Below are 22687 nucleotides of genomic sequence, written 5' to 3'. Positions count from 1 at the left end.
TGCCGGCCGGGCTATTTGGTGGCCTGTTTTGAACCACCCAGCTTCGACTCCGTTCCCTTGATCAGCTTGTTGATGTTCTCGCGGTGGCGATAGATCAGGAGCGCACTGACAACGACCATCATGGCCAGCAGGTTCTTGTCGACATACCAGGCGGCCCGGTCGCCAAACAGGTAATACAGCGGCGAAAAAACGGCCGCCACCAGTGATGCCAGTGAGGAATAGCGCGAAAAGAAGGCGACGATCACCCAGGTTGCCAGCGTGGCAACACCCAACACCCAGCTGACGCCCAGCAACACCCCGGCCGCCGTCGCGACACCCTTGCCGCCCTTGAACTGAAAAAACACCGGATAGAGATGGCCCAGAAAGGCCGCCAGCCCCACGGCAGCCATCGTGCCCTCACCGAGGCCGTAGTCGCCACCAAACCATTTGACAAGCACCACCGGCACCCAACCCTTGAGGCCGTCCAGCAGTAACGTGATTGCCGCCGCGGCCTTGCTGCCGGAACGCAGCACGTTGGTGGCGCCGGGGTTCTTGCTGCCGTAGCTGCGGGGGTCACTCAAACCCATCACCCGGCTGACGATGACAGCAAACGACAGCGAGCCGATCAGGTAAGCCAGCAAAGTCGCGCCGGCTGAATACACGTAGTCCAAATTCATCTCCCTTGTTATGTGGTGGCCACCGGCATTTCAGCCGTGGCCCGTTGCGTTGTCCAGGCTCAATGCACAACGGACTGATTTTGCACCCAGCAAGATGACACAAACCTGCGGGTCAATACCAATCAGGTAGCCCCGCCGCCCGCCGTTGATGGCGATTTTGGGCAAGGCCAGGATGCTTTCCTCGATATACACCGGCATCGCCCTGCGGGTGCCGAAAGGCGATGTGCCGCCGACCAGGTAGCCGCTGTGGCGGTTGGCGACTTCGGGCTTGCACGGTTCGACCGACTTGGCCCCGATCTGCCGTGCCAGGTTCTTGGTGGAAACCTTGCGGTTGCCGTGCATCAGCACCAGCAAGGGTTTGGCGTCCTGGTCCTGCATGACCAGCGTTTTGACGACGGTGAATGGGTCAAAGCCCAGCACCTCGGCGCTGTGCTGCGCCCCGCCGTGCTCGAGGTATTCGTAAGGGTGCTCGGTGAATGGTACCTTGCTGACCTTTAGCAAGGCAGTAGCCGGTGTCTCGCTGACGTGATCTTTTTTTGCCATGACGCGACGTGCGCAGCAGACCGCAGCTTACAAGGCTGGGTCGCGCGTTTCCCATCGGATTTTGTCGATCTCAGCCAGAACTTCAGCGGTCAACTTGGTGCCCCAGGCATCCAGGTCTTCGTCCAGTTGCGCAACCGAGGTTACGCCGATGATGGTGCTGGCGACTTGCCACTTGGTGTAGCAGAACGCCAGCGCCAGCTGGGTCGGGGTCAGCTTGTTGTCACGCGCCAGCGCGTTGTAGCGCCGGGCGGCGGCCAGTGCCTCGGGGCGGCCCCAGCGTTGTTTGCGCACCGACTCGAATTTTGCGATGCGCGCATCTTTGGGCGCGGCCGGGCCTTCAGTGCCGGACTGGTCGTATTTGCCTGTGAGCAAGCCGAAGCCCAGGGGCGAATAAGCCAGCAACGAGACACCCAGGCGGTGCATGGTTTCGTCCAGGCCGTTTTCCACCGTGCGGTTGACGAGGCAGTATGGGTTCTGCACGGAGGCCACACGCGGCAAACCGTGCTGCTCGGCGAGGCGCACAAACTCGTGCACGCCATACGGGGTTTCGTTGGAAAGCCCGATAAAACGCACCTTCCCGGCTTTCACCAAAGCACCGAGTGCCTCGAGCTGCTCATGGATCGACGTGGCAGAGCGCTCTTGCGCAGGGTTGTAATACAGCGCGCCAAACGCCGGCACGTGGCGTTCAGGCCAGTGAATCTGGTAGAGGTCGATGACATCGGTCTTCAGCCGCTTCAGGCTGGCATCGCACGAAGCCAGAATGTCTTGAGCCGTCATGCCGCTGCCTTCACGCACCCAGGGCATGCCGCGCGAAGGTCCGGCTACCTTGGTGGCAAGCACCAGTTTGTTGCGTGCTGAAGGATTTTTGGCAAACCAGTTGCCGATGATGGTTTCGGTCGAACCGCAGGTCTCGGCGCGCGCCGGCACCGAATACATTTCGGCGGTGTCGAGAAAGTTGACGCCGCGCTCCAGCGAGCGGTCCAGGATGGCATGAGACGTGGGCTCATCCACCTGCTCGCCGAATGTCATGGTACCCAGGCAAATGGGGGTCACGTGAAGGTCGCTGGAGCCGAGTTGAACTTTATTCATGGAGGAGTCACATGTGAGATTGAAGAGGCCGTACGACAGCAAAAACGCTGTGACGGAATTCACGGAATTGACAAAACGGCTAGTTTAAGGTCTCCGTAAACGGCGTGCAGGCGCGCCTATCTCGCGCCCTTGTCTTACAACTGCTCACTTTTTGCATGCCTAGTATTCACACACCCGCGCTTTAATGCGCTGCTGATTGAAGTGAGACCGACAACCGCTCTCTTTCATTCCGATACCTACATTAACTTTCCGAGGAGCATTTCATGAACAAACTGACCATCACATCCATTACCTGTGCGGCGCTGGCTGCGTTGACCCTCTCCGGCTGCGCCAACATGAGCGAAACACAGCAAGGCACCGCCAAGGGCGCCGGTATTGGCGCCGTAGCAGGCGCGGTGCTGGGCGCAGCAACCGGCGGATCCAAAGGCGCAGCCACTGGTGCTGTTCTGGGCGGTGCTGTAGGCGCCGGCGGTGGTTATATCTGGTCCAAGAAAATGCAGGATCAGAAAGCTGCGATGGAAAGGGCGACTGTTGGTACCGGTGTGGCCGTCAGCCAGACCACCGACAACCGCCTGAAGCTCGACATCCCCAGCGACATTTCTTTTGACGTGGGCCGTTCCGCCATCAAGCCGAACTTCGCCCCCATCCTGAACCAGTTCGCCACCAGCCTGAACCAGAACCCGGTAACGACAGTGACCATCATCGGCCACACCGACAACACCGGCTCTGACGCCATCAACAACCCGCTGTCCATTGACCGTGCCGATTCGGCCCGCGACTACCTGGTCAGCCGCGGCGTGGCACGCACCCGCATCGTGACGGACGGCCGCGGTTCGCGCGAACCGGTGGCTGACAACAACTCACAGCAGGGCCGTGACAAGAACCGCCGCGTTGAAATCTACGTGGCTGAACAGGTCGCAGCCCGCTGATTGGCACACCCCTGTTGAGGCTCACTTCGTGTAGCCTCCTCTCCCCTTGCAGGGGACAGGCGCCTTGGGACTGGCAGAGCCAGATCCCGGCCCCTACTGGAAGGAAAAAAGCACCCTGCGGGGTGCTTTTTTTATGGCGGTTCGCTACTACGTTTTTGATGCTTTGAAACGCTCTTCTTCCTGCAGGCGCAGCACGCGCCTTTGCACCTTGCCAGTCGTAGTCATGGGCAGCGCATCAATGAACTCAATCTCCTTCGGATATTCGTAAGGCGCGAGCATGGTCTTGACGTGGGCTTGCAGCTGCAGCGTCAATTCATCATCAAATCGGGCTGTACCGCCCTGGTGGCTTGCGCGAGCAGCTATCAAATCAGGAGCAAGTACGACATACGCCTTGACGACTGCACCGCGCTCGCGGTCGGGCTTGGGCACCACGGCGGCGTTGGCGACGGCTGCGTGCTTGACCAGGCAGTTCTCGATTTCGCCGGGGCCGATGCGGTAGCCGGCGGCCTTGAAGACGTCGTCTGCGCGGCCTTCGTACCAGAGGTAGCCATCGGCATCGCGCCTTGCCAGGTCGCCTGTGCGGCACCAGTCGCCGGTGAACTTGCCGCGGGTGGACTCCTCTTTCTTCCAGTAGCCCAAAAAGAAAATCGGGTCCGGGTCGCCGTGGATGTCGTAGCGGTTGACCGACACATCGCCCGGCACGCCCACCGCGCATTCATTGCCTTCGTCGTCAATCACCGCCACACGGTGGCCCGGGTAGCCTTTGCCCATGCTGCCCGGCCGGGCAGACCAGAAGCGGCTGCAGTTGCCAACGACGTAGTTGATTTCGGTCTGCCCGAACATTTCATTGACGGTGACGCCGAGCTGATCCTTGCAGTACGCAAACACCGCATCGCCCACGGCTTCGCCGGCGCTCATCATGGCCTGCAGTTTCAGCTTGAAGTGCTGCCTGGGCCGGGGGTAGGCCTTCATCATGGCCTTGAGGGCCGTCGGGAACAAAAAGGTGTGCGTGACGCCCTGTTCCGCCATCAGGCTGAAGGCCAGCTCGGGGCTGAAACGGCCGTTGAAGGCGACGATGGGTCGGCCGAAGTAGAGGCTGGGCAGCAAGGCGTCCATCAGGCCGCCAGTCCACGCCCAGTCTGCCGGGGACCAGAAAACAGCGTCGGACTTTTTATTGGTTTTGCCGTCAAAGCCAAACCAGTTCTGGCTGCAGATGAAACCCGGCAGGTTGCCGATCAGCGCCCGGTGCGGCAGCAGTGCGCCCTTGGGCGGGCCGGTGGTCCCGCTGGTGTAGATCAGGATCGCCCCTTCGTCGGCCTTGGTCTTGACGGCGGTGAAGGCGCTCCTGTGTTTCGCCAACGCAGTTTCGTAGTCCACGTCACCCTTGCCCTGCGCCGTACCTGCTGCCACCACCGTGCGCAACGCCGGGCAGTTGCCGCGGATGGCATTCAGGCTGTCAATCGAACTTTCGTCGCAAATGGCCAGCACGGCATCGCTGTCCTGCAGGCGGTATTCGAGCGCGTCAGGGCCGAACAGCATGGACAGCGGCATGGCGACCGCCCCCATCTGGAAGACCGCCATGTAAGCCACAGCGGTTTCAAAACGTTGCGGCATCACGATGGCGACGCGGTCGCCGCGCTGAACGCCCAGGCCGGCCAGTACATGGCTCAAGGCATCGGCAGCGCCCTTCAGTTCCGAATAGGTATAAGAAACGGCTGCAGCGCCCGGCTGGTGAGCGCGAACAGCTATTCTTTTAGTAGCACCCGCCGTTGCACCTTCACCCCTGGCCCAGCGGCTGCAACATACTTCGGCGATGTTGAAGTGCTCGTCGACCTGCCAGCGGAAGCCGGAATGAAGCGCCGCGTACTGGTCGGCTTGCCCGACGGCGGGGGATTTGGGACCGGCCGGCTTGTCCCTGTTTTGACTGCGCGTCAACTCGTGTCTCTTTATCATGGGAACCAATGTACAAAGAAAAACGATCATCACGCAGCGAGTTTGTCCCTATACGTGGCTTGAGTTACCACGTGTGGCTCTGGGAAAGCGCAGCAGGCGCGAACCCGGCATTGCCGCCGCTGGTTCTGGTGCACGGCTGGATGGATGTGGCGGCCTCCTACCAGTTCATGGTGGACGCACTGTCGGATGCCTTCGTCAGCGGCCGGACCATCATCGCACCCGACTGGCGCGGTTTCGGGTTGACCGGCTCCGGCCCCGCAGGCAACCCTGCCGACAATTATTGGTTTCCCGATTACCTGGCGGACCTGGACTTTCTGCTCGACCACTACGCCGGCGACAAACCCGTTGATTTGGTAGGCCACAGCATGGGCGGCAATGTCGCCATGCTGTACGCGGGCGTACGGCCCGCACGCATCCGCAGGCTGGTCAACCTGGAGGGCTTTGGTCTGCCATCCACCCAAGCTGGGCAAGCCCCCGGCCGTTATGCCCAATGGATGAACGAACTCAAAAGCCTGCATCGGGGCGAGCTGGAACTCAAAGCCTATACCGACGTGGCCGGCGTGGCGCGCCGCCTGATGAGAACCAACCCGCGCCTGTCCGCCGACAAGGCCGGCTGGCTGGCCAGCCATTGGTCCCGGCCAAATGCCGAAGGGAAATGGGAGATTCTGGGAGAAGCTGCCCACAAGATCACCAGCGCGCAGCTCTACCGCGTCGACGAGGCCCTCGAGGTCTACCGCTGCATCAGTGCTCCGGTGCTGGCCGTCGAAGCGTCCGACGACTCCCTGGCCCTGTGGTGGAAGGAAAAATACACCCTGGCCGAGTACCACGAACGGCTCAAACAGGTCCGCCAGGCGCAGGTCGCGGTGATCCAGGATGCCGGCCACATGCTGCACCACGACCAGCCGGAACAGCTGGCAACACTGATTGAGGGGTTCTTGGCCTGAAAGGCCCTGCATCATGAGAAAATGTCGGGTTACGCCGCCCAATGCGGCTCCCACCATTTAGGACAGAAAAATCATGGACGCAGAACGCATCAACCTCATCAGCAACCAGCTCGTGGACCTCAGCAACCGGGTCAATGAACTTCGGGGGTATCTTTGACTACCCTGCCAAAGAACGTAAGCTGAACGAAGTCAACGCCGCACTGGAAGACCCGAAGGTCTGGGACAACCCCAAGCGCGCGCAGGAGCTCGGCAGGGAAAAGAAATCGCTGGAAGACGTGGTCCATGTGATCGACCGCCTGAGCGCCGAGCTGGCCGACAACACCGAACTCTTCGAGATGTCCAAGGCCGAAGGCGACGACGCCGGCATGCAGACGATTGAAGGCGAAGCCGCCAAGGTGGCTACGGAAGTCGAAAAGATGGAATTCCGCCGGATGTTCAACAACCCGGCCGACCCCCTGCCCTGCTTCCTCGACATCCAGGCCGGCGCCGGCGGCACCGAAGCCTGCGACTGGGCCAGCATGCTGCTGCGCCAGTACCTCAAATACGCGGAGCGCAAGGGTTTCAAGACCACGGTTGAAGACGAATCGCCCGGCGACACGGCCGGCATCAAGGGTGCGACCATCAAGATCGAGGGCGAGTACGCTTTCGGCCTGCTGCGCACCGAAACCGGCGTACACCGTCTGGTGCGCAAGTCGCCGTTCGACTCCTCCGGCGGGCGCCACACCTCGTTCGCTTCGGTGTTTGTCTACCCCGAGATCGATGACTCGATTGAAATCGAGATCAACCCTTCAGACGTGCGCACCGACACCTTCCGCGCCAGCGGCGCCGGCGGCCAGCACATCAACAAGACCGACTCGGCCGTGCGCCTGACGCACATTCCGACCGGCATCGTGGTGCAGTGCCAGGACGGCCGCAGCCAGCACAGCAACCGTGACGTGGCCTGGAAGCGCCTGCGTTCGCGTCTGTATGACTTCGAATTGCGCAAGCAGCAGGAAGCGCAGCAAAAACTCGAAGACACCAAGACCGACGTGGGTTGGGGCCACCAGATCCGCAGCTATGTGCTGGACAACAGCCGCATCAAGGACCTGCGCACCAATGTGGAAGTCTCGGCCACGCAGAAAGTGCTGGACGGCGACCTGGACGTGTTTATTGAAGCCTCACTCAAACAGGGTGTGTGAGGGCGTGTGAGCGCGTGCCTTTCGACGCGCTCGGGAAGTTGTGAAATTTTGATTTTCAGGAATTAACCATGCTGCATATGCTTGACGGAGCGAGCCCCGGCGCCGCGGTGGTCATCAACCGCGCCGACTACGTCGCGCCCGCCTACTGGATAGACACGGTCGACCTGTGCTTTGACCTGGACCCGCAGAAAACACGCGTGCTCAACAAGATGAGCCTGCGCCGCAACCCGGACGTGCCGGCACAAGCCCTGAAGCTGGACGGCGAAGAGCTCAATCTTTCGCGCGTGCTGGTGAACGGCCAGGGCACCTCCTTCAAGATGGAAGGCAACCAGCTGGTGCTGGAAAACCTGCCAGAAGGCACCGAGCCCTTTGAGCTGGAAATCTTCACCACGACCTGCCCCGCCAAAAACACCAAGCTGATGGGCCTGTACGTCAGCAACAACTCGTTCTTCACGCAGTGCGAGGCCGAAGGTTTCAGGCGCATCACCTACTTCCTGGACCGCCCGGACGTGATGGCCAGCTACACCGTGACCCTGCGCTCCGACAAGGCGCAGTACCCGGTGCTGCTGTCCAACGGAAACCTGGTCAGCCAGGGCCCGCTGGAGCCCGGCCCCAACGGCGCGCGGCATTTCGCCAAGTGGGTAGACCCGCACAAAAAGCCGAGCTACCTCTTTGCCCTGGTGGCCGGCCAGCTGGTGGCCCGCGAGCAGCGCGTCACCTCCCGCGCAGGCAAGGAGCACGTGCTGCAGGTTTATGTGCGCCCCGGCGACCTCGACAAAACCGAGCACGCGATGACATCGCTGATGCATTCGGTGGCATGGGACGAAGCCCGCTTCGGCCTGCCGCTGGACCTGGAGCGTTTCATGATCGTCGCCACCAGCGACTTCAACATGGGCGCCATGGAAAACAAGGGCCTGAACATCTTCAACACCAAGTACGTGCTGGCCAACCAGGCCACCGCCACCGACGTTGATTTCTCCAACATTGAAAGCGTGGTCGGCCACGAGTACTTCCACAACTGGACGGGCAACCGCGTGACCTGCCGCGACTGGTTCCAGCTCAGCCTGAAGGAAGGCCTGACGGTGTTCCGCGACCAGGAGTTCAGCCAGGATCTGTGCGGCGAGGCCTCGGCCCGCGCCGTCAAGCGCATTGAAGACGTGCGCGTGCTGCGCACCGCCCAGTTCCCCGAAGACGCCGGCCCCATGGCCCACCCGGTGCGGCCCGACAGCTACGTCGAGATCAGCAACTTCTACACCGTCACCATTTATGAAAAGGGCGCTGAAGTCGTCCGCATGATGCAGACCCTGGTGGGCCGTGAGGGCTTTGCCCGCGGCATGACGCTTTACTTTGAGCGCCACGACGGCCACGCCGTGACCTGCGACGACTTCGCGCAGGCGATTGCCGACGCCAACCCGATGTCGGACCTGGCGCGCCTCTTGCCGCAGTTCAAGCGCTGGTACAGCCAGGCCGGCACGCCGCGTGTGCACGCGCAGGGTGCTTATGACGCGGCGGCGCGCACCTACACCCTGACCTTGTCGCAAAGCTGCATGCCCACGGCAGGGCAAGCCGTGAAGGAGCCGTTTGTCATACCGGTCGGCCTGGGCCTGCTGGGCGCAGACGGCCAGGACTTGCCGCTGCAGCTGGCCGGTGAGAGCCAGGCACCTGCCCGCACCCGCACCGTGGTGCTGACGCAGGCCAGCGAAACGCTGACCTTCGTCAACATCGATGCCGAGCCGGTTCCCTCCATCCTGCGCGGCTTCACCGCCCCGGTGGTGCTGGAGTTTGACTACACCGACGCCCAGCTGCTGCATTTGCTGGCGCATGACAGCGACCCTTTCAACCGCTGGGAAGCCGGGCAACGCCTGGCCGTCAACCGCGCTATCAAATCAATAGCTGGTGGCGCAGGACCCGTAACGGCTGCGGTGCTGGATGATGCATATCTTGATGCGATGCGCCAGGTGCTGCGCCACCCCGCGCTGGACTCCGCATTTAAAGAACTGGTGCTGACGCTGCCGTCTGAGACCTACCTGGCCGAGCAGCTGGACGTGGTGGACCCGCAGCGCATTCATGCAGTGCGCGAAGCCATGCGGCAGCAGCTGGCCACAGCCCTGGCAGCCGACTGGCAAGCCGTGTACGAGGCCAACCACGACACCGGCGCTTACACGCCTGACCCGGCCTCCTCGGGCCGCCGCGCGCTCGCGGGAATGGCACTCACGCATCTGTGCCTGGCGGCGCAGGCTTCCGGCGATACCGTCTGGCCGGGCAAGACCCTGCAGCGCTTCAAGGACGCCGGCAACATGACAGACCGCTTCAACGCGCTGGCCGCCCTGGTCTCCAGCGGCCACGCGCTGGCCGCCGAGGCGCTGCCACTGTTCCACGCCATGTTCAAGGACGAAGCCCTGGTCATCGACAAATGGTTCGGCCTGCAAGCCGGCGCGCCCGACCGCGGCGGCAACATCCTGCAGGCCGTCAAACAACTGATGAAGCATGCCGACTTCAGCCTGCGCAACCCCAACCGCGCCCGCAGCGTGGTCAGCACTTACTGCCAGGGCAACCCCGCCGCGTTTCATCGCGCGGATGCCGCCGGTTATGTGTTCTGGAGCGACCGTGTGATGGAGCTCGACGCCATCAACCCGCAGGTGGCCGCCCGCCTGGCGCGCGCGCTGGACCGCTGGAGCAAGCTGGCCGAGCCCTACCGCAGCGCGGCGCGTGAAGCAATTGCACGCGTCGCGGCCAAGACCGACCTGAGCAAAGACACACACGAAGTCGTCTCTCGCGCACTGGCTGACTGAACGCGGACGGCACCCGCCATGGCATTCTTCACATTCACCACCCCCGCGCAGCGGTTTGCGAAGAAGTTCAACCCGCTGCGCGACACGGTGTACGACGCCAGCGGCATGTTCAGCGGTTCGCGCATGTCAGCCGACCTGGCCGCGCTGGAGCCCCTGGCCGAGACCCTGGGCGCCGACTCCGCCGAGCTGGCTGACTTGCTGTGGTTGCAGTTCGTGGTGTTCCACAAACGCCAGCTGGATGCCGAGGGCCTGCCCCTGGGCCTGCGCGCCCTGGCCATCCGCGCTGCCAAGGGCAGCCTCACGCCCACCGAGCGCTACGAACAGCATTACGCCATCGGCGAGTCGGCCCTGGAAGCCGAGGAGTACGACACCGCCGTCGAGCACCTTCAGCAGTCGGCCCATTGGGCTGCGCACGAAGGCGCCACGCTAGGCGTCGACCAGAAGCTGGGCATTCGCGAAGAGACAGGCTACGCCCTGCACGAGGCCGGCCGCTTCGCCGAGGCTGTGGCGCACAACCGGCAACTGCTGGCTGATGCACAAAGCGCCTTCGGCTCCGGCACGGACAAGCGCCTTTCCGGCCTCATCAACAACCTGGCGCAAAATACCTACGAGCTGGGCGAACATGCGCAGGCTCAGGCCTGGCTGCAACAGCGCCTGGCGCTGGGCCAGGCCTTGCAGGACACCGACATCTTGCTGGACACCTTGTTCCAGCTTGGCGTGCTCGCACACGAAACGGACCAGCCCGCCGAAGCGCGCGCCCTCTTCCAGCAACGCGTGGACATTGCCCGTGCGAAGGACGACGAGGACCTGCTGGACGACACCCTGGCCACGCTTGCCGAATTTGAAGAACGCGAACAGCAAGGCGAGCCTGGCTAAGCGCCCGCCCAGCCATACGCCGCCCAAACGAACTATCCCTCAACCGAATGGAGCCCCCCATGTCCCAAAAAATCTCCCTGACCCGCTACCTGATCGAGCAGCAGCGCATCGACGGTCACATTCCCTCGCAGCTTCGCTTGCTGCTCGAAGTGGTCGCCCGCGCCTGCAAGAGCATCAGCCAGGCCGTCAACAAGGGTGCGCTCGGCAGCGGCATGGGCAGCGCCGAAAGTGAGAACGTGCAGGGTGAGATCCAGAAGAAGCTGGACATCATTGCCAACGAAGTGCTGATTGAGGCCAATGAATGGGGCGGCCACCTGGCTGGCATGGCCAGCGAGGAAATGGAAGGCATTTACGTGGTGCCGAATCGCTACCCCCAGGGTGAATACCTGCTGCTGTTCGACCCGCTCGACGGCTCCAGCAATATCGACATCAACGTCAGCATTGGCACCATTTTCAGCGTGCTGAAAATGCCCGAGGGCGATCGCGGTGTGGATGAAGGCGACTTCCTGCAGGCCGGCCACAAGCAGGTAGCGGCGGGTTACTGCATCTACGGCCCGCAGACCACGCTGGTCCTGACGGTTGGCGACGGCGTCGCCATGTTCACGCTGGACCGTGAACAGGGCTCCTTCGTGCTGATCGAGGAAAACGTGCAGATCCCTGAAGACACCAAAGAGTTCGCCATCAACATGAGCAACATGCGCCACTGGGATGCCCCGGTCAAGCGCTACGTGGACGAGCTGCTGGCCGGCAAGGACGGTCCGCGCGGCAAGGACTTCAACATGCGCTGGATCGCCGCCATGGTGGCCGACGTGCACCGCATCCTGTGCCGCGGCGGCATCTTCCTCTACCCCTGGGACAAACGCGAGCCCGAAAAGGCCGGAAAACTGCGCCTGATGTACGAAGCCAACCCCATGAGCTGGCTCATCGAACAGGCCGGCGGCGCCGCCACCAACGGCAAACAACGCATCCTGGATTTGCAGCCCACCAAGCTGCATGAGCGCGTCAGCGTCATACTCGGCTCCAAAAATGAGGTCGAACGGGTGACCTCTTACCACTCCGGGCTATAATTGAAGGCTGTATTTGATACAAAGCCGGTGTAGCTCAGTCGGTAGAGCAGCTCATTCGTAATGAGAAGGTCGGGTGTTCGATTCATCTCTCCGGCACCAATTGAAGCCCCTGTTTCGCAAGGAACAGGGGCTTTTTTCATTAACCTCCGCCCAATGATTTCAGCGCAATGAATACCTTGGTCGTACCGGGAAAGTCATCCCCCCGCATTGTTTGCGTGCTTGGGCCTTTTCCATAAGAATAAAACCCAGCAACAGGGGGATTCGTATGGGGATAATTCCGCTTCGTCCTTTTCGACAACGGCTGTTTCCGGCCGTCCTGGCTATAGCGGCGATTGCCGTACCGCAGTGGGCTCAAGCGCAGGCCACACTGGAGAAAATCAAGAGCCGCGGGCAGATCAATGTGGGCTACCGCGCAAACTCCGCGCCCTTCTCGTTTCACCAGACGGCGGAAAAGCCTCTGGGCTATAGCATCGAATTCTGCAAGCCCATCATCGAGCGGCTCCGCCAGGCTGCCGGCAAGCCGAACCTGCCGGTACGGTATATCGAAACGTACGTGGACGCCCGCACACGCTTGCTGTCTGAAGGCAGTGTCGATTTGCTGTGCGAGAACGTAACCGACACACCGGAGCGCCGGGCGCGAATGGATTTCTCGACACCGATTTTTATCGAAGCCGTCCAGGTGGCGGTGCGCACCAAGGACAAACTCAGCGCGCTCGACCAACTGCAAGGCAAAAGCATTGTGGGCATTGCCGGCACCACCGTGGTTCCCGCGCTGGATCTCTACGCGCAGCAGCATTCATTGAAGTGGCAACACGCCAAGGCAGTCAACGCGGATGCCGCCCTCGGACAGTTGCAACTGGGCTGGGCGGCAGGGTACGCCCGTGACGGTGTGGCGCTCGCCGCGCAATTGGCGAGCCTGCCCAATGCAGGCGACTACCTGATCCTGCCGGAACGCCTGTCGGTAGAACCTATTGCCATCGCCTACCGCAAGGGGGATGCAGCCATGGGTGAGCTGGTCAATGGCTCTATCAAGGAATCCATGCGCAGCGGCGCAGCGCAGGGCTGGTATGAACAATGGTTTTTAAAACCCATGAAACCGGGCGGCAAACCGCTGACAGCCGTGATGCCGGCGGAAACGAAGGCATTGTTTGACACCGCGAAAGCAAATTGAGTAACGACTGAAAACCGCAACACCGCTGCGGCTTTAGACGTTCAGGCGTTGGTGCCGTTCGGCGTATCCGGCTCTTCCGGTGTGATGAAAGAGTCTTCCCACTGCACAGCAAAATTGTGGTCGGCGTTGTCATGAACAATGCCTGAACCGGTGCTGAGCGGGTCGAAATTGGTGAACCGTATCCTGCGGTTGCGTTCCAGCTTGGCTTGCAGGCTGCTTCGGGCTGCCGCGATGTCCATGCTGGCGACTTTTGGCGCGTCCTCCAGGAGGGTTCCGTTGGCTGCACGCATGGTATCGGGCACGGTGGCCATGTTGGCATCGGCGTCGGCATCCACCTCGACCGGCAAGGCCAGGGGAGGCTCGCCGAGCACGGCGGGTTCGTCGTCCGACAGGTCGATTTCTCCGAGGAACGCCGCGCGAACATCTTCCAGCGTGGGTAGGTTGCTCGCACGCACGACGGCGTAGGCAATCCCGCATTCTTCAAACAGCTTGCGCTTGAGGTCGCGGTTGCTGGCCTTGAGCCCCCGGGGACCGGGGACATCCAGGCAACCAATGACGGTTCCATCCGCGGCGCATACAGTGAAAGTGCAGTAAACGGTTTTCAGCAATTCAAAGGAACGCTGCCCTTCGGCTTCGGTTCGCGGCGAGACAAAGCGGATGACAGGGACTTTGATCAGGACATGGTGGTCAAAAAAGGCCCGCTGAAGCCAATGCCACACGTCCTGTTCGGCCTCCAGTAGCAGTGGCCTTGGCTGCAGGTGCCAATGCGTGGGAAGGCGCCTTTTTTTGCGCGCGGAACGCGCCAGCCAGCCATGGTGGCAGGCTGCTCCCGTCGCCATTGCAGACACCGCCGTCGCAGTGAGCGCCAACACAAAAACATCAAACATGAGTGCCTTAACTTTTTTTCAGTTTAAACACAGCCCCGTTAAGTTACAACTATTTACGTATGAAGGTGTTGTGAACGCGACTCATGTTGAATCCAATCTACCTAAAAGCGGCCTTTTTTCACATATATGTTCCGCCAATACAACCCAAGTGGTCTACTGGCAGAAACAAATATTTACATATTGGGATCGACCGGAATGGGGCTGGCCAGGATTTTGTCGATCCGCTTGCCATCAAGGTCAAGGACTTCGAAGCGCCAGCCCGCGCATTCCACCCGCTCGGCGGTTTTCAGCAACCGCCCCGAAACGCTTTGAAGCAGGCCGGCCACCGTGTTGTAGCGGCCCCGGCCTTCCTCGGGCAGTTCCCTGATATCCAGACGGGCTTTGAGTTCAGAGACAGGCATGACACCGTCAATGAGCCAGCTGCCGTCCTCTCTTTCGGTCGCCCACGCGTCCATCTGCGCGCCGGGCTGCAACTCACCGGTGATGGCTTCCAGCATGTCCATGGGCGTCATGAGACCCTGCACTACCCCGTATTCATCGACCACAAACACAATGCGGGTGGAACGGGCCCGGAACTGCTCCAGCAACTCCATGCCCGTGAGCGTTTCCGGCACGAAGACCGCCGGCACGGCATAAGCACCGATGCGGTCGGTCACCGAGGGTACCGCGCCCGAGCTCTGGCCGGAAGCGGCGGGCTGGATCTGGCCGCGCAGCGCGAGCAGCTTGGCCACATTGACCACGCCCACCACGTCATCAAGGCTGCCGCGGCAGACGGGGTACCACGAATGGCCGGTGGCGCCGGCCTTGTCGATGGCCTGGGCAATGGTATCGGAAGCATCGAGCCACTCAATGTCGGAACGCGGCAGCATCAGTGACGTGAGCAGGCGGTCATCCAGCAGAAACACGTTCTGCACCATCTGGTGTTCATGCTCCTCAATCAGGCCGGCGTCCACGCCCTCCTCCAGGCTGGCCGCGATCTCTTCTTCGGTGACGGCCCGGCCGGCGCTGTTGTCGATACGCAGCAGCTTGAGTACCGCCTGCGTGCTGATGGACAGCAGCCGGACAAAGGGTTTGAAGCCCGTCGCCACCCACATCATGGGCCTTGAAACCAGACGTGCGACGGTTTCCGGGTACAGCTGCCCGATGCGTTTGGGCACCAGCTCGCCAAAGACGATGGTGATGAAGGTGATGACTGTCACCACCAGCGCGGTGGCGGTGATCTCGGAGACGCGCGGCCGCACGCCGAAGGTCTGGATCCACGCCGCCAAACCGCTGCTGAAAGCCGCCTCGCCAATAATGCCGTTGAGCATGCCGATAGAGGTGATGCCGACCTGCACCGACGAAAGAAACTGCGTAGGGTTGTCCAGCAGCCCCAGGGCCGCCTGCGCGCCCTTGTCGCCGGATTCGCCCATGGCCGAGAGCCGGGCTTTGCGGCTCGAAGCCAGTGCCATCTCCGACATGGCAAACACACCGTTGAGCAAGGTCAGAAAAGCAATCAGGAAAAAGTCCATGGGGCCTGGCGCAAAATAAACACATGTCACTTTACTGTATCGGCGACCTGCAGGGTTGCCACGCACCTTTTCAGCGCTTGCTGGACAAGATCGATTTCTCGCCAAGCCGCGACACTCTCTACATCCTTGGCGACCTGGTCAACCGCGGCCCCGGCTCCCTGAAGGTGCTGCGCAGCCTCTCGGCATTGGGCGACGCTGCGCAATGCCTGCTCGGTAACCACGACCTGCACCTGCTGGCTGTGTGGCAAGGCGTGCGCAAGCCGGGCCGCAGCGACACCGTACAGGACATTCTGGAGGCCAAGGACAGCGAGGAACTGCTCGACTGGCTGCGCCACCGCGCCATGGCCATCCATCGCCACGGCTGGCTGATGGTGCATGCGGGCGTGCTGCCGCAATGGAATGCGGCGCAAACCGTGGCGCTGGGCTCAGAGGTGGAGCAGGTGCTGCGCGGCGGCCATCTCAAGGACTTCCTGCAGGCCATGTACGGCAACACGCCTGATCACTGGAGCGACAGCCTCAAGGGCGCCGACAGGCTGCGGGTCATCGTGAACGCACTCACGCGCCTGCGTTTTTGCACACCCGAAGGCGTGATGGACTTCAGCAGTACCGACGGCCCCGGCAGCGCGCCAGAAGGCCACCTGCCCTGGTTTGATGTTCCCGGCCGGGCCACAGCAGATACGCCGGTGGCGTTTGGCCATTGGTCTACGCTGGCCAGCGGCAAGAACAGCACACCCGCCCTGCGCAACAACACCTTGCCACTCGACACCGGCTGCGTGTGGGGCGGCTGCCTGACGGCGGCCAGATTGGGGACGGCGCCCGGCGAGTTTGAACTGGTCAGTGTGCAATGCGAAGAAGCGCAAAAACCTCGCAAGGCCGGCAAGCCGGCTTAAACCGGTTGCCGCGCGGCACTTGCCGCATCCGCCCAGGCCCGGGCCATGCTTGCAGCCAGCAACAGCACAGCCGACGAAAAGTAAATCCACATCAGGATCACCACCAGTGAGCCCGCCGCGCCATAGGCCGACACAATCGCAGCGGTCGAAAGATAAAAAGCCATCAGGTGCTTGCCGACCGCAAACAGGATGGCCCCCGCCGCGGAACCCATCACCAGATAGCGTAAAGCGGGCTTGGGGCCCACGCTCATTTTCATGAGCGCCACAAAGAGCACCACGCAAAAGCAGAAAGACACGACCTCATTGAGGACCCAGGCGATCTTCTCAATCGGCAAATAGCCGCCTGCCCAGCCTGAGAGAAGGCTCAGAAAAGTCGAGATCGCCAGCGAAACCAGCAAGAGAAAACCGAAGGCCAGGATGTAGGCCACACCTCGCAGCCGCAAAGAAGCGCTGTGCCACCATTTCTGCTGCGGCAGCTCACCACTGCCTTGCCGCCACAGGCGCTCAAACGCATCCTGCAGTTCGGCAAAGACGCCGGTCGCACCCGACAACAGCAGCGCAAAAGCAAACAGCGAAGCCGTGATGCCCTCTGAAGGAGCCTGGGCACTTGAAAGTGCCTGCTGTACCACCTGTGCGCCCTGCGCGCCGATGACGCTGCGGATCTGATCCACCAGGCTGGTTTCGATATACCGGCGGTCCAGCCACCAGCCGAGCACTGCCACCAGCAGCACCAGCAGCGGCGCCAGGCTGAGGATGCCGTAGAACGACATGGCCGCGCTCATGCGCATGCCGCCTGCATCAATCCAGTGGTCGATGGCCTGCCACAGGGGCCGGTAAAGAGGCCTGAAAATCTTCTGAAGGGAAGAAAGCGCGAAGGCCGGCGGGGCCTGAACATGCGGATCGGGTTTCTCCATCATCCCGAAAGCTTAGGAAACCCGCAGCAAAGACCCAACCGGACAGCAGCTCCCTGCACCGTAGGCGTGAACCGACGGGAGTATGGAAACTGGTGGAGGAAATCGGGTAGAGGCGCTGCTCAGCGCCCCGCAATGAACCGGTGCTGGACGGGCGCGCCCTAACCGGTTGTCTTAACCGGCTGTCTTGAACAGCGCTGCGACTTTTTTCTTCGGCTTGATATTGGCCGACACACTGCTGCGCGCGGGGGCGGCCTTGGCGGCAGCCTCCCAGGCGGGCGTGGCATCGGGCGCAGCGGTTGCTTCGTAGGGCTGGTCGAAGAACGGGTCACGCGGCGCCGCCGGCTGGCGATGCGGCGTGTACTCGCGCCGCTCCCGCGGCTGGCGCGCTTCACGCGCATGGCCGCCCTCTTCACCTTCACGGTACATGCGGCGGCCGTCATTGATACGGCCCTGCTCGCTGATCCGGGGCTGGTCTTCCTCGAACTCGATGGGCTCCAGCTCGATCTTGGTCTTGATCAGCTTCTCAATATCAGCCACAAGGCGCTGGTCGCTGCTGGCAACAAAACTCACAGCCAGGCCCGATGCGCCGGCCCGGCCGGTACGGCCGATGCGGTGCACGTAATCTTCGGCATTGAAGGGCACATCGAAGTTGAACACCGCGGGCACATCCTTGATGTCCAGGCCGCGCGCCGCCACGTCGGTGCACACCAGCAGGTCGACTTCGCCCTTCTTGAAGGCTTCCAGCGCCTTGAGGCGTTCGTCCTGGCTCTTGTCGCCGTGCAGCGCCGTGGTCTTGAGGCCTTCACGTTCCAGGGAACGCGCCAGCCGCGCGCAACCGAGCTTGCTGTTGACGAACACAAAAGCCTGCTTCATGCCGCGCTGTTTCAGGATCTGGTGCAGGGCACGGCGCTTGTCGTCAGCGCCCACGCTGTAGAAATGCTGCTCGACGGTAGAAGCCGTCGCGTTGGAGCGCGCCACTTCAATCGTGACCGGGTCCTGCAGGTAACTGGAAGCCAGGCGCTTGATTTCAGGCGAAAAAGTCGCCGAGAACAGCAAGGTGATGCGCTGCTTGGGCAGGTAGCTCAGGATGCGCTGCAGGTCGGGCAAGAAACCGATGTCCAGCATGCGGTCGGCTTCGTCGAGCACCACGTATTCGACCTGGTTGAGTACGGCGTTCTTGGCTTCAATGTGGTCAAGCAGACGACCCGGCGTGGCCACCAGCACTTCAACGCCTTTTTTGAGCTCGGCCGTCTGCGGCTTCATGTCCATGCCGCCAAACACCACGGTGCTGCGCAGATTGGTGTATTTGGCGTACAGCTCGACCTGCTGGGCCACCTGCACGGCGAGTTCGCGCGTGGGTAGCAGCACCAGCGCGCGCACCGGGTGGCGGGCTGGYGACGTCGAGGCGTTCTCGTGCTTCATCATGCGCTGCAGCAGGGGCAGCGCGAAAGCCGCGGTCTTGCCGGTGCCGGTTTGCGCGGCGCCCATGACGTCTTTACCCTGCAGGACGACCGGGATGGCCTGTTCCTGGATGGGCGTCATGGTTTCGTAGCCCATTTCGGCCACGGCGCGGGCCAGCGGTTCTGCCAGCGAAAGATTGGAAAAAGAGGATGTCATAAAAAGGCTTGGCGGTACTCTGCGGGTTGTCTTGCGAAGGGCGCGCGGACCGGCGCGCTGGCAGCCAACGGCACCGCTGCACCATTGGCAAGAAAGGGAGCGCGGCGGGCCGCCCGGCGTGGCACGGTCAGCGACCATGATGGGGCTGTTGCAGCGCTTCCTCAGCCTTCTATTGTCGCACTTTAGGCCCCGATGCCGGCTTTGCCGGCCCACTGCGCCTTCAGGGCCATTTGGGCCAGGGCAGCCACTGGGGCAATGCCCGTCTATTGCTATCTATTTTATAGCTACTTTCGCACGTCAGTAAAGGGCTACAGCCCGATTTCACTCTAAATTGTTGACTGCCGGCTAAATACTGCGGGCACTAAAGGTGTCGCAGGCCTTCATGCTGCCGGTTTTCAGGCCCGTGTCGAACCACCGCTGCCGCTGGGCGCTGGTGCCGTGGGTGAAGCTTTCCGGCACTACCGCGCCACCACCGGCCCGCTGCAGGGCATCGTCGCCGATTTTGGCGGCCGCGTTCATGGCCTCCTCCACGTCGCCCTGCTCCAGTATCTGGCGCGCGTTCTGTGCGTTGTGCGCCCAGACGCCGGCAAAACAGTCGGCCTGGAGCTCAAGGCGAACGCTCAGGGCGTTGTATTCGGCCTTGCTGACCCGCCCGCGCATCTGGTCCATCTTGCCGCTGATGCCGAGCAGGTTCTGCACATGGTGGCCCACCTCATGCGCGATCACATACGCCTGGGCGAAGTCGCCGGGTGCTCCCAACCGGCTACGGAGGGTTTCGTAAAAACCCAGGTCGATGTAGACCTTCTGGTCGCCCGGACAGTAAAACGGCCCCATGGCGGCCTGGCCCTGGCCGCAGGCCGTTTGCGTGGCGCCACGAAAGAGCACCAGCCGCGGTTTCTGGTAAGTGCCGCCGCCCTTGGCAAACACATCGGTCCAGACATCTTCGGTGTCCGCCAGCACGGTGGAGACGAATTTCGCCATGCGGTCATCGGCCGGCGGCTTGGGAGCCGGGCCCTGTTGTACCTGTGCCGGCGGTCCGCCGCCGCTGAGCAGGCTCAGAATGGTCATCGGGTTGATGCCGAAGATCCAGCCGCCGACCAGCGCCACCACGATGGTGCCGATGCCGACGCTGCGGCCCCCAAAGCCGAAGCCGCCTCCCCCGCCACCGCCGTCGCGCCGGTCTTCAACGTTGTCGGATTCGCGATTGCCTTCCCACTTCATGGTGTCTCCCTGTCTGTCATCCGTGCATACTGGCCTTTCCGGCCCGCTGCGGCACCTGCCCCAAAGCCCGGTCCGCTGTCAGCGCATGCGCCGACTTTACTTGAGCGGCCCCCCCGCCGTGGAACAAAATTGCACCCTGGTGTATCCATTCGTCATGACTACTTTTGCCCACCCAACGCCCGCAGGCCCCGGCACCCAGGGCGGCGCCATTTCCGTGTTTTTCCCGCTACGCCTGGCGCTTGCGGTGCTGCTGGCTGCGCTGCTGACGGCCTGCGCCAGCCCCATCACCACCCGCGTGACCAGCTTCAACCAGTGGCCGGCCGATACGGCAGGCGCGACCTTCAGCTACATCACGCCGGTGGACACGACACGGCAGCTGGAACAAGCCACCTATGAGGGCTATGTGCAGGCCGAACTGGAAAAGCGCGGCCTCAAACGCGCACCTGAAGGACAGACCGGGCGCCTGCACGTCGACGTGGCGGCCAGCAGCCGCAGCGAGGAAAAAACCTTTGTGCAGCCGGTTTACCAGGACAACTTTGTCTTCATGCCGCCCTACCGCGACGCCGCGGGCCGTCTTTACGCGGGCGGCTGGATGCCCGACCCTTTCGGGCCGCGCTATGTGGGTGACCGGCAGCTCAACATGACGGTCTACACCAACAGCCTGCGCGTGCGGCTGCTCGACACCCAGGGCACGCCGCCGGGCAAGCCGCCGCGTACGGTGTTCGAATCACGCGCCGTCTACGAGGGCGGCAGTGGCGACCTTCCGCTGGTCGTGCCTTACCTGGTTCGCGCCGTGTTTGACAACTTTCCCGGCCAGAACGGCCAGGTGCGCGTCGTGAAATTCGACAGCGAAACCGGCGCGCTGATCAAAAAGTAAGCTCAACCGCCGAACAATCGGGTGGAGCCCGGTCGCCCGTTTCACCCACCCGGAGGGCCGGTATCCGGCGCGGCAACGGGCACGGAAATGTCCGGATGGGCTGGGGATAGCCAAAACACTGCCGTCCTTCACAATGGCGGCATGCGCACAGCCCCTTCCGCTTCTTCGCTCCCCCGTGTCCTGCTCACCGGATTCGACCCCTTCGGCGACACCGGGCACAGCAGCCTGCCCCTCAACCCCAGCTGGCTGGCGGTGCAGGCGCTGGGCGGCAAGCGCATCGGCGGCCACCTCCTGGTGGCGGCGCAATTGCCCACCGTGTTTGGGGACTCCGTCACCGAACTCGTCCGGCTGATGGCCTTGCACAAGCCCGCGCTGGTCATTTGCGTGGGCCAGGCCGGCGGGCGCAGCGCGATTTCTCTGGAGCGCGTTGCCATCAACGTGAACGATGCACGCATTTCCGACAACTGCGGCAGTCAGCCCATCGACACGCCAGTGGTGGCAGGCGGGCCTGCCGCCTACTTCAGCAGCCTGCCCATCAAGGCCATGCTGCAGGCGCTGCAGGAAGCCGGTGTAGCGGCCGAGGTGTCACAGACTGCGGGCACCTTCGTCTGCAACCACGTGTTTTATGCGCTCATGCATGCGCTGGCCACCAGGCGCGGCTTGAAGCGCACGCGCGGCGGCTTCATCCATGTACCTTATGTTCCCGAACAGGGCAAACCCAGCCTGCCGCTGGAAGAAATTGTGCGCGGGTTGCGGCTGGCCATAGCAGCGGCGCTGGCCACGCCCCACGACATTGTCAAAGGCGCCGGGGCCGTCAATTAGCGTCTGGCGCTTCTGTGTTCTGCGGGGGTGCAGCAGGATCATCCCGCAGCAACCGCCACAGCAGGAAGGTGCCAACCACGGCGTTACCCAGCGCAAAACAGGTAACCAGCACCGTGGCCCAGGCATTCAAGGGACGGTTATGCACCACCCAGGCCAGCGCTGGCGACAAGGCATTAAGCGTGAGCATCAGCCAGAACAGGGGATTGCGCGGCTGGTAAAGGCGCGAGAGCGGACGTGACGGTTTCATCGTGGCCACATGCTAACCGCACCGGCCGCAAGACCTTCCGATGATTGCTGAATCAGCGGATAGCGAAGGACGCCGGCATAAAGCCCTGCGCCGGCTGCATTGGCAGCATGCTGCTGACAGTGGCGCCTGCTGCGTTGCTGGCCATCACACCGCTGGATTCCCCCGATGAATCGGCCACGACCTGACCTTTTTGCGCGCTGGCGATCACGGGCGGTAAGGCTGAGGCGGCCGCGACGCGGGCCTGCTGGATACAACCCTGGCGGGCGGCACCGGCGGTGTTTTCGATGCACTGCGCAATCGCCTGCACTTCAACCTGGCGCTGATAGTCGCGGATCCTGGCTTTGGTGACTTGCCCGTCCGCCACAAACGCGAAGGCTGCCAGCTGGCAAACAAACACCAGCCCAGCCGCTACCCAGAGCAGCGTCTTGTAAGGCATTTTGTCGAATTTTTGCAAGTGGTCAGAAAACATGGCAGGCCTCCCTGTGAACCTGTTTTCATCCTAG

Annotated in this window: 21 protein-coding genes and 1 tRNA gene; 11 read left to right on the top strand and 11 right to left on the bottom strand. The window is 62.4% G+C overall.

The window, feature by feature from the left end; translation table 11 throughout:
* Positions 1 to 11 precede the first annotated feature (11 nt).
* From plsY to AC1D13_RS06300, 3 genes are read right to left on the bottom strand one after another with little or no spacing between them, the layout of a single operon-like run.
* The gene (gene plsY, locus AC1D13_RS06310) at positions 12 to 650 is read right to left on the bottom strand and encodes a glycerol-3-phosphate 1-O-acyltransferase PlsY (RefSeq protein ID WP_457280957.1); all 639 of its coding nucleotides are present in this window, start codon (positions 648 to 650) and stop codon (positions 12 to 14) included.
* 36 nt (positions 651 to 686) lie between these two features.
* Positions 687 to 1199: an aminoacyl-tRNA deacylase gene (locus AC1D13_RS06305; RefSeq protein ID WP_477665530.1), complete on the bottom strand. Its 513-nt coding sequence runs from the start codon at positions 1197 to 1199 to the stop codon at positions 687 to 689.
* Between the two features lie 27 nt (positions 1200 to 1226).
* A complete protein-coding gene (locus tag AC1D13_RS06300; protein WP_477689196.1) occupies positions 1227 to 2288 on the bottom strand; it encodes an aldo/keto reductase in 1062 nt (353 codons plus the stop codon).
* 263 nt (positions 2289 to 2551) lie between these two features.
* On the opposite strand from AC1D13_RS06300, the gene AC1D13_RS06295 reads away from it, so the two are divergent.
* Entirely contained in the window at positions 2552 to 3217 is a 666-nt protein-coding gene (locus AC1D13_RS06295) for a YiaD family glycine zipper/OmpA-like lipoprotein (protein ID WP_477689195.1), read from the top strand.
* A gap of 147 nt (positions 3218 to 3364) precedes the next feature.
* Here the strand turns inward: AC1D13_RS06295 and AC1D13_RS06290 are convergent, their stop codons facing one another.
* Positions 3365 to 5170: an acetate--CoA ligase gene (locus tag AC1D13_RS06290; protein WP_477689194.1), complete on the bottom strand. Its 1806-nt coding sequence runs from the start codon at positions 5168 to 5170 to the stop codon at positions 3365 to 3367.
* An 8-nt stretch (positions 5171 to 5178) separates the two neighbouring features.
* On the opposite strand from AC1D13_RS06290, the gene AC1D13_RS06285 reads away from it, so the two are divergent.
* The 7 genes from AC1D13_RS06285 (at position 5179) to AC1D13_RS06255 (ending at position 13198) form a co-directional block, all read left to right on the top strand.
* Entirely contained in the window at positions 5179 to 6114 is a 936-nt protein-coding gene (locus tag AC1D13_RS06285; RefSeq protein ID WP_477689193.1) for an alpha/beta fold hydrolase, read from the top strand.
* Positions 6115 to 6187: 73 nt separating this feature from the next.
* Positions 6188 to 7292 (top strand): peptide chain release factor 2 gene (gene prfB / locus AC1D13_RS06280; protein WP_457279890.1). Its coding sequence is split into 2 segments (ribosomal slippage): positions 6188 to 6268 and positions 6270 to 7292, totalling 1104 coding nucleotides; the frame shifts between segments, so codons are not numbered across the junction.
* A 68-nt stretch (positions 7293 to 7360) separates the two neighbouring features.
* Entirely contained in the window at positions 7361 to 10084 is a 2724-nt protein-coding gene (gene pepN / locus AC1D13_RS06275) for an aminopeptidase N (protein ID WP_477689192.1), read from the top strand.
* A gap of 18 nt (positions 10085 to 10102) precedes the next feature.
* A complete protein-coding gene (locus tag AC1D13_RS06270) occupies positions 10103 to 10960 on the top strand; it encodes a tetratricopeptide repeat protein (RefSeq protein ID WP_477689191.1) in 858 nt (285 codons plus the stop codon).
* A gap of 59 nt (positions 10961 to 11019) precedes the next feature.
* Positions 11020 to 12027, top strand: a complete 1008-nt coding sequence (locus AC1D13_RS06265) for a class 1 fructose-bisphosphatase (RefSeq protein ID WP_477689190.1) — start codon at positions 11020 to 11022, stop codon at positions 12025 to 12027.
* Positions 12028 to 12050: 23 nt separating this feature from the next.
* Positions 12051 to 12126, top strand: a tRNA-Thr gene (locus AC1D13_RS06260).
* 166 nt (positions 12127 to 12292) lie between these two features.
* Entirely contained in the window at positions 12293 to 13198 is a 906-nt protein-coding gene (locus tag AC1D13_RS06255; RefSeq protein WP_477689189.1) for an amino acid ABC transporter substrate-binding protein, read from the top strand.
* 41 nt (positions 13199 to 13239) lie between these two features.
* Here AC1D13_RS06255 and AC1D13_RS06250 read toward each other — a convergent pair whose 3' ends face one another.
* The gene (locus AC1D13_RS06250; RefSeq protein ID WP_477689188.1) at positions 13240 to 14085 is read right to left on the bottom strand and encodes a DUF2726 domain-containing protein; all 846 of its coding nucleotides are present in this window, start codon (positions 14083 to 14085) and stop codon (positions 13240 to 13242) included.
* A gap of 173 nt (positions 14086 to 14258) precedes the next feature.
* Positions 14259 to 15596, bottom strand: coding sequence for a hemolysin family protein (locus AC1D13_RS06245; RefSeq protein WP_457279884.1), 1338 nt, complete (start codon positions 15594 to 15596; stop codon positions 14259 to 14261).
* A 23-nt stretch (positions 15597 to 15619) separates the two neighbouring features.
* Here AC1D13_RS06245 and AC1D13_RS06240 point away from each other — a divergent pair, with 23 nt between their 5' ends.
* A complete protein-coding gene (locus AC1D13_RS06240; RefSeq protein WP_477689187.1) occupies positions 15620 to 16486 on the top strand; it encodes a symmetrical bis(5'-nucleosyl)-tetraphosphatase in 867 nt (288 codons plus the stop codon).
* Here the strand turns inward: AC1D13_RS06240 and AC1D13_RS06235 are convergent.
* From AC1D13_RS06235 to ypfJ, 3 genes are all read right to left on the bottom strand, one after another.
* Entirely contained in the window at positions 16483 to 17403 is a 921-nt protein-coding gene (locus AC1D13_RS06235; RefSeq protein ID WP_477689186.1) for a YihY/virulence factor BrkB family protein, read from the bottom strand. The genes AC1D13_RS06240 and AC1D13_RS06235 overlap by 4 nt on opposite strands.
* A gap of 168 nt (positions 17404 to 17571) precedes the next feature.
* Positions 17572 to 19017 (bottom strand): DEAD/DEAH box helicase, encoded by a 1446-nt coding sequence (locus AC1D13_RS06230; RefSeq protein WP_457279881.1) that lies wholly within the window; start codon positions 19015 to 19017, stop codon positions 17572 to 17574.
* A gap of 345 nt (positions 19018 to 19362) precedes the next feature.
* A complete protein-coding gene (gene ypfJ / locus AC1D13_RS06225) occupies positions 19363 to 20238 on the bottom strand; it encodes a KPN_02809 family neutral zinc metallopeptidase (protein WP_477665517.1) in 876 nt (291 codons plus the stop codon).
* Positions 20239 to 20392: 154 nt separating this feature from the next.
* Between ypfJ and AC1D13_RS06220 the strand changes: the two genes are divergently transcribed.
* On the top strand, positions 20393 to 21115 hold the full coding sequence (locus AC1D13_RS06220) for a DUF4136 domain-containing protein (protein WP_477689185.1): 723 nt from the start codon (positions 20393 to 20395) through the stop codon (positions 21113 to 21115).
* A gap of 141 nt (positions 21116 to 21256) precedes the next feature.
* The gene (pcp, locus tag AC1D13_RS06215; protein WP_477689184.1) at positions 21257 to 21937 is read left to right on the top strand and encodes a pyroglutamyl-peptidase I; all 681 of its coding nucleotides are present in this window, start codon (positions 21257 to 21259) and stop codon (positions 21935 to 21937) included.
* Here the strand turns inward: pcp and AC1D13_RS06210 are convergent.
* Together AC1D13_RS06210 and AC1D13_RS06205 are read right to left on the bottom strand one after the other, a co-directional pair.
* Positions 21930 to 22184: a hypothetical protein gene (locus AC1D13_RS06210; RefSeq protein WP_477689183.1), complete on the bottom strand. Its 255-nt coding sequence runs from the start codon at positions 22182 to 22184 to the stop codon at positions 21930 to 21932. The genes pcp and AC1D13_RS06210 overlap by 8 nt on opposite strands.
* Positions 22185 to 22236: 52 nt before the next feature.
* The gene (locus AC1D13_RS06205) at positions 22237 to 22653 is read right to left on the bottom strand and encodes a hypothetical protein (RefSeq protein WP_477689182.1); all 417 of its coding nucleotides are present in this window, start codon (positions 22651 to 22653) and stop codon (positions 22237 to 22239) included.
* Between the last annotated feature and the right edge of the window lie 34 nt (positions 22654 to 22687).

It is taken from the genome of Polaromonas sp. P1_E12 (assembly GCF_056405975.1).
Note: the sequence above shows the minus strand (reverse complement) of the source record. Positions and strands in the feature narration are given on the sequence as shown.

Excerpts from the sequence above, each read along its gene's own strand:
- AC1D13_RS06305 (WP_477665530.1), bottom strand. The coding sequence starts at position 1,199 with ATGGCAAAAAAAGATCACGTCAGCGAGACACCGGCTACTGCCTTGCTA.
- AC1D13_RS06300 (WP_477689196.1), bottom strand. The coding sequence starts at position 2,288 with ATGAATAAAGTTCAACTCGGCTCCAGCGACCTTCACGTGACCCCCATT.
- AC1D13_RS06295 (WP_477689195.1), top strand. The coding sequence starts at position 2,552 with ATGAACAAACTGACCATCACATCCATTACCTGTGCGGCGCTGGCTGCG.
- AC1D13_RS06290 (WP_477689194.1), bottom strand. The coding sequence starts at position 5,170 with ATGATAAAGAGACACGAGTTGACGCGCAGTCAAAACAGGGACAAGCCG.
- AC1D13_RS06285 (WP_477689193.1), top strand. The coding sequence starts at position 5,179 with ATGTACAAAGAAAAACGATCATCACGCAGCGAGTTTGTCCCTATACGT.
- pepN (WP_477689192.1), top strand. The coding sequence starts at position 7,361 with ATGCTGCATATGCTTGACGGAGCGAGCCCCGGCGCCGCGGTGGTCATC.
- AC1D13_RS06270 (WP_477689191.1), top strand. The coding sequence starts at position 10,103 with ATGGCATTCTTCACATTCACCACCCCCGCGCAGCGGTTTGCGAAGAAG.
- AC1D13_RS06265 (WP_477689190.1), top strand. The coding sequence starts at position 11,020 with ATGTCCCAAAAAATCTCCCTGACCCGCTACCTGATCGAGCAGCAGCGC.
- AC1D13_RS06255 (WP_477689189.1), top strand. The coding sequence starts at position 12,293 with ATGGGGATAATTCCGCTTCGTCCTTTTCGACAACGGCTGTTTCCGGCC.
- AC1D13_RS06250 (WP_477689188.1), bottom strand. The coding sequence starts at position 14,085 with ATGTTTGATGTTTTTGTGTTGGCGCTCACTGCGACGGCGGTGTCTGCA.
- AC1D13_RS06245 (WP_457279884.1), bottom strand. The coding sequence starts at position 15,596 with ATGGACTTTTTCCTGATTGCTTTTCTGACCTTGCTCAACGGTGTGTTT.
- AC1D13_RS06240 (WP_477689187.1), top strand. The coding sequence starts at position 15,620 with ATGTCACTTTACTGTATCGGCGACCTGCAGGGTTGCCACGCACCTTTT.
- AC1D13_RS06235 (WP_477689186.1), bottom strand. The coding sequence starts at position 17,403 with ATGATGGAGAAACCCGATCCGCATGTTCAGGCCCCGCCGGCCTTCGCG.
- ypfJ (WP_477665517.1), bottom strand. The coding sequence starts at position 20,238 with ATGAAGTGGGAAGGCAATCGCGAATCCGACAACGTTGAAGACCGGCGC.
- AC1D13_RS06220 (WP_477689185.1), top strand. The coding sequence starts at position 20,393 with ATGACTACTTTTGCCCACCCAACGCCCGCAGGCCCCGGCACCCAGGGC.
- pcp (WP_477689184.1), top strand. The coding sequence starts at position 21,257 with ATGCGCACAGCCCCTTCCGCTTCTTCGCTCCCCCGTGTCCTGCTCACC.
- AC1D13_RS06210 (WP_477689183.1), bottom strand. The coding sequence starts at position 22,184 with ATGAAACCGTCACGTCCGCTCTCGCGCCTTTACCAGCCGCGCAATCCC.
- AC1D13_RS06205 (WP_477689182.1), bottom strand. The coding sequence starts at position 22,653 with ATGTTTTCTGACCACTTGCAAAAATTCGACAAAATGCCTTACAAGACG.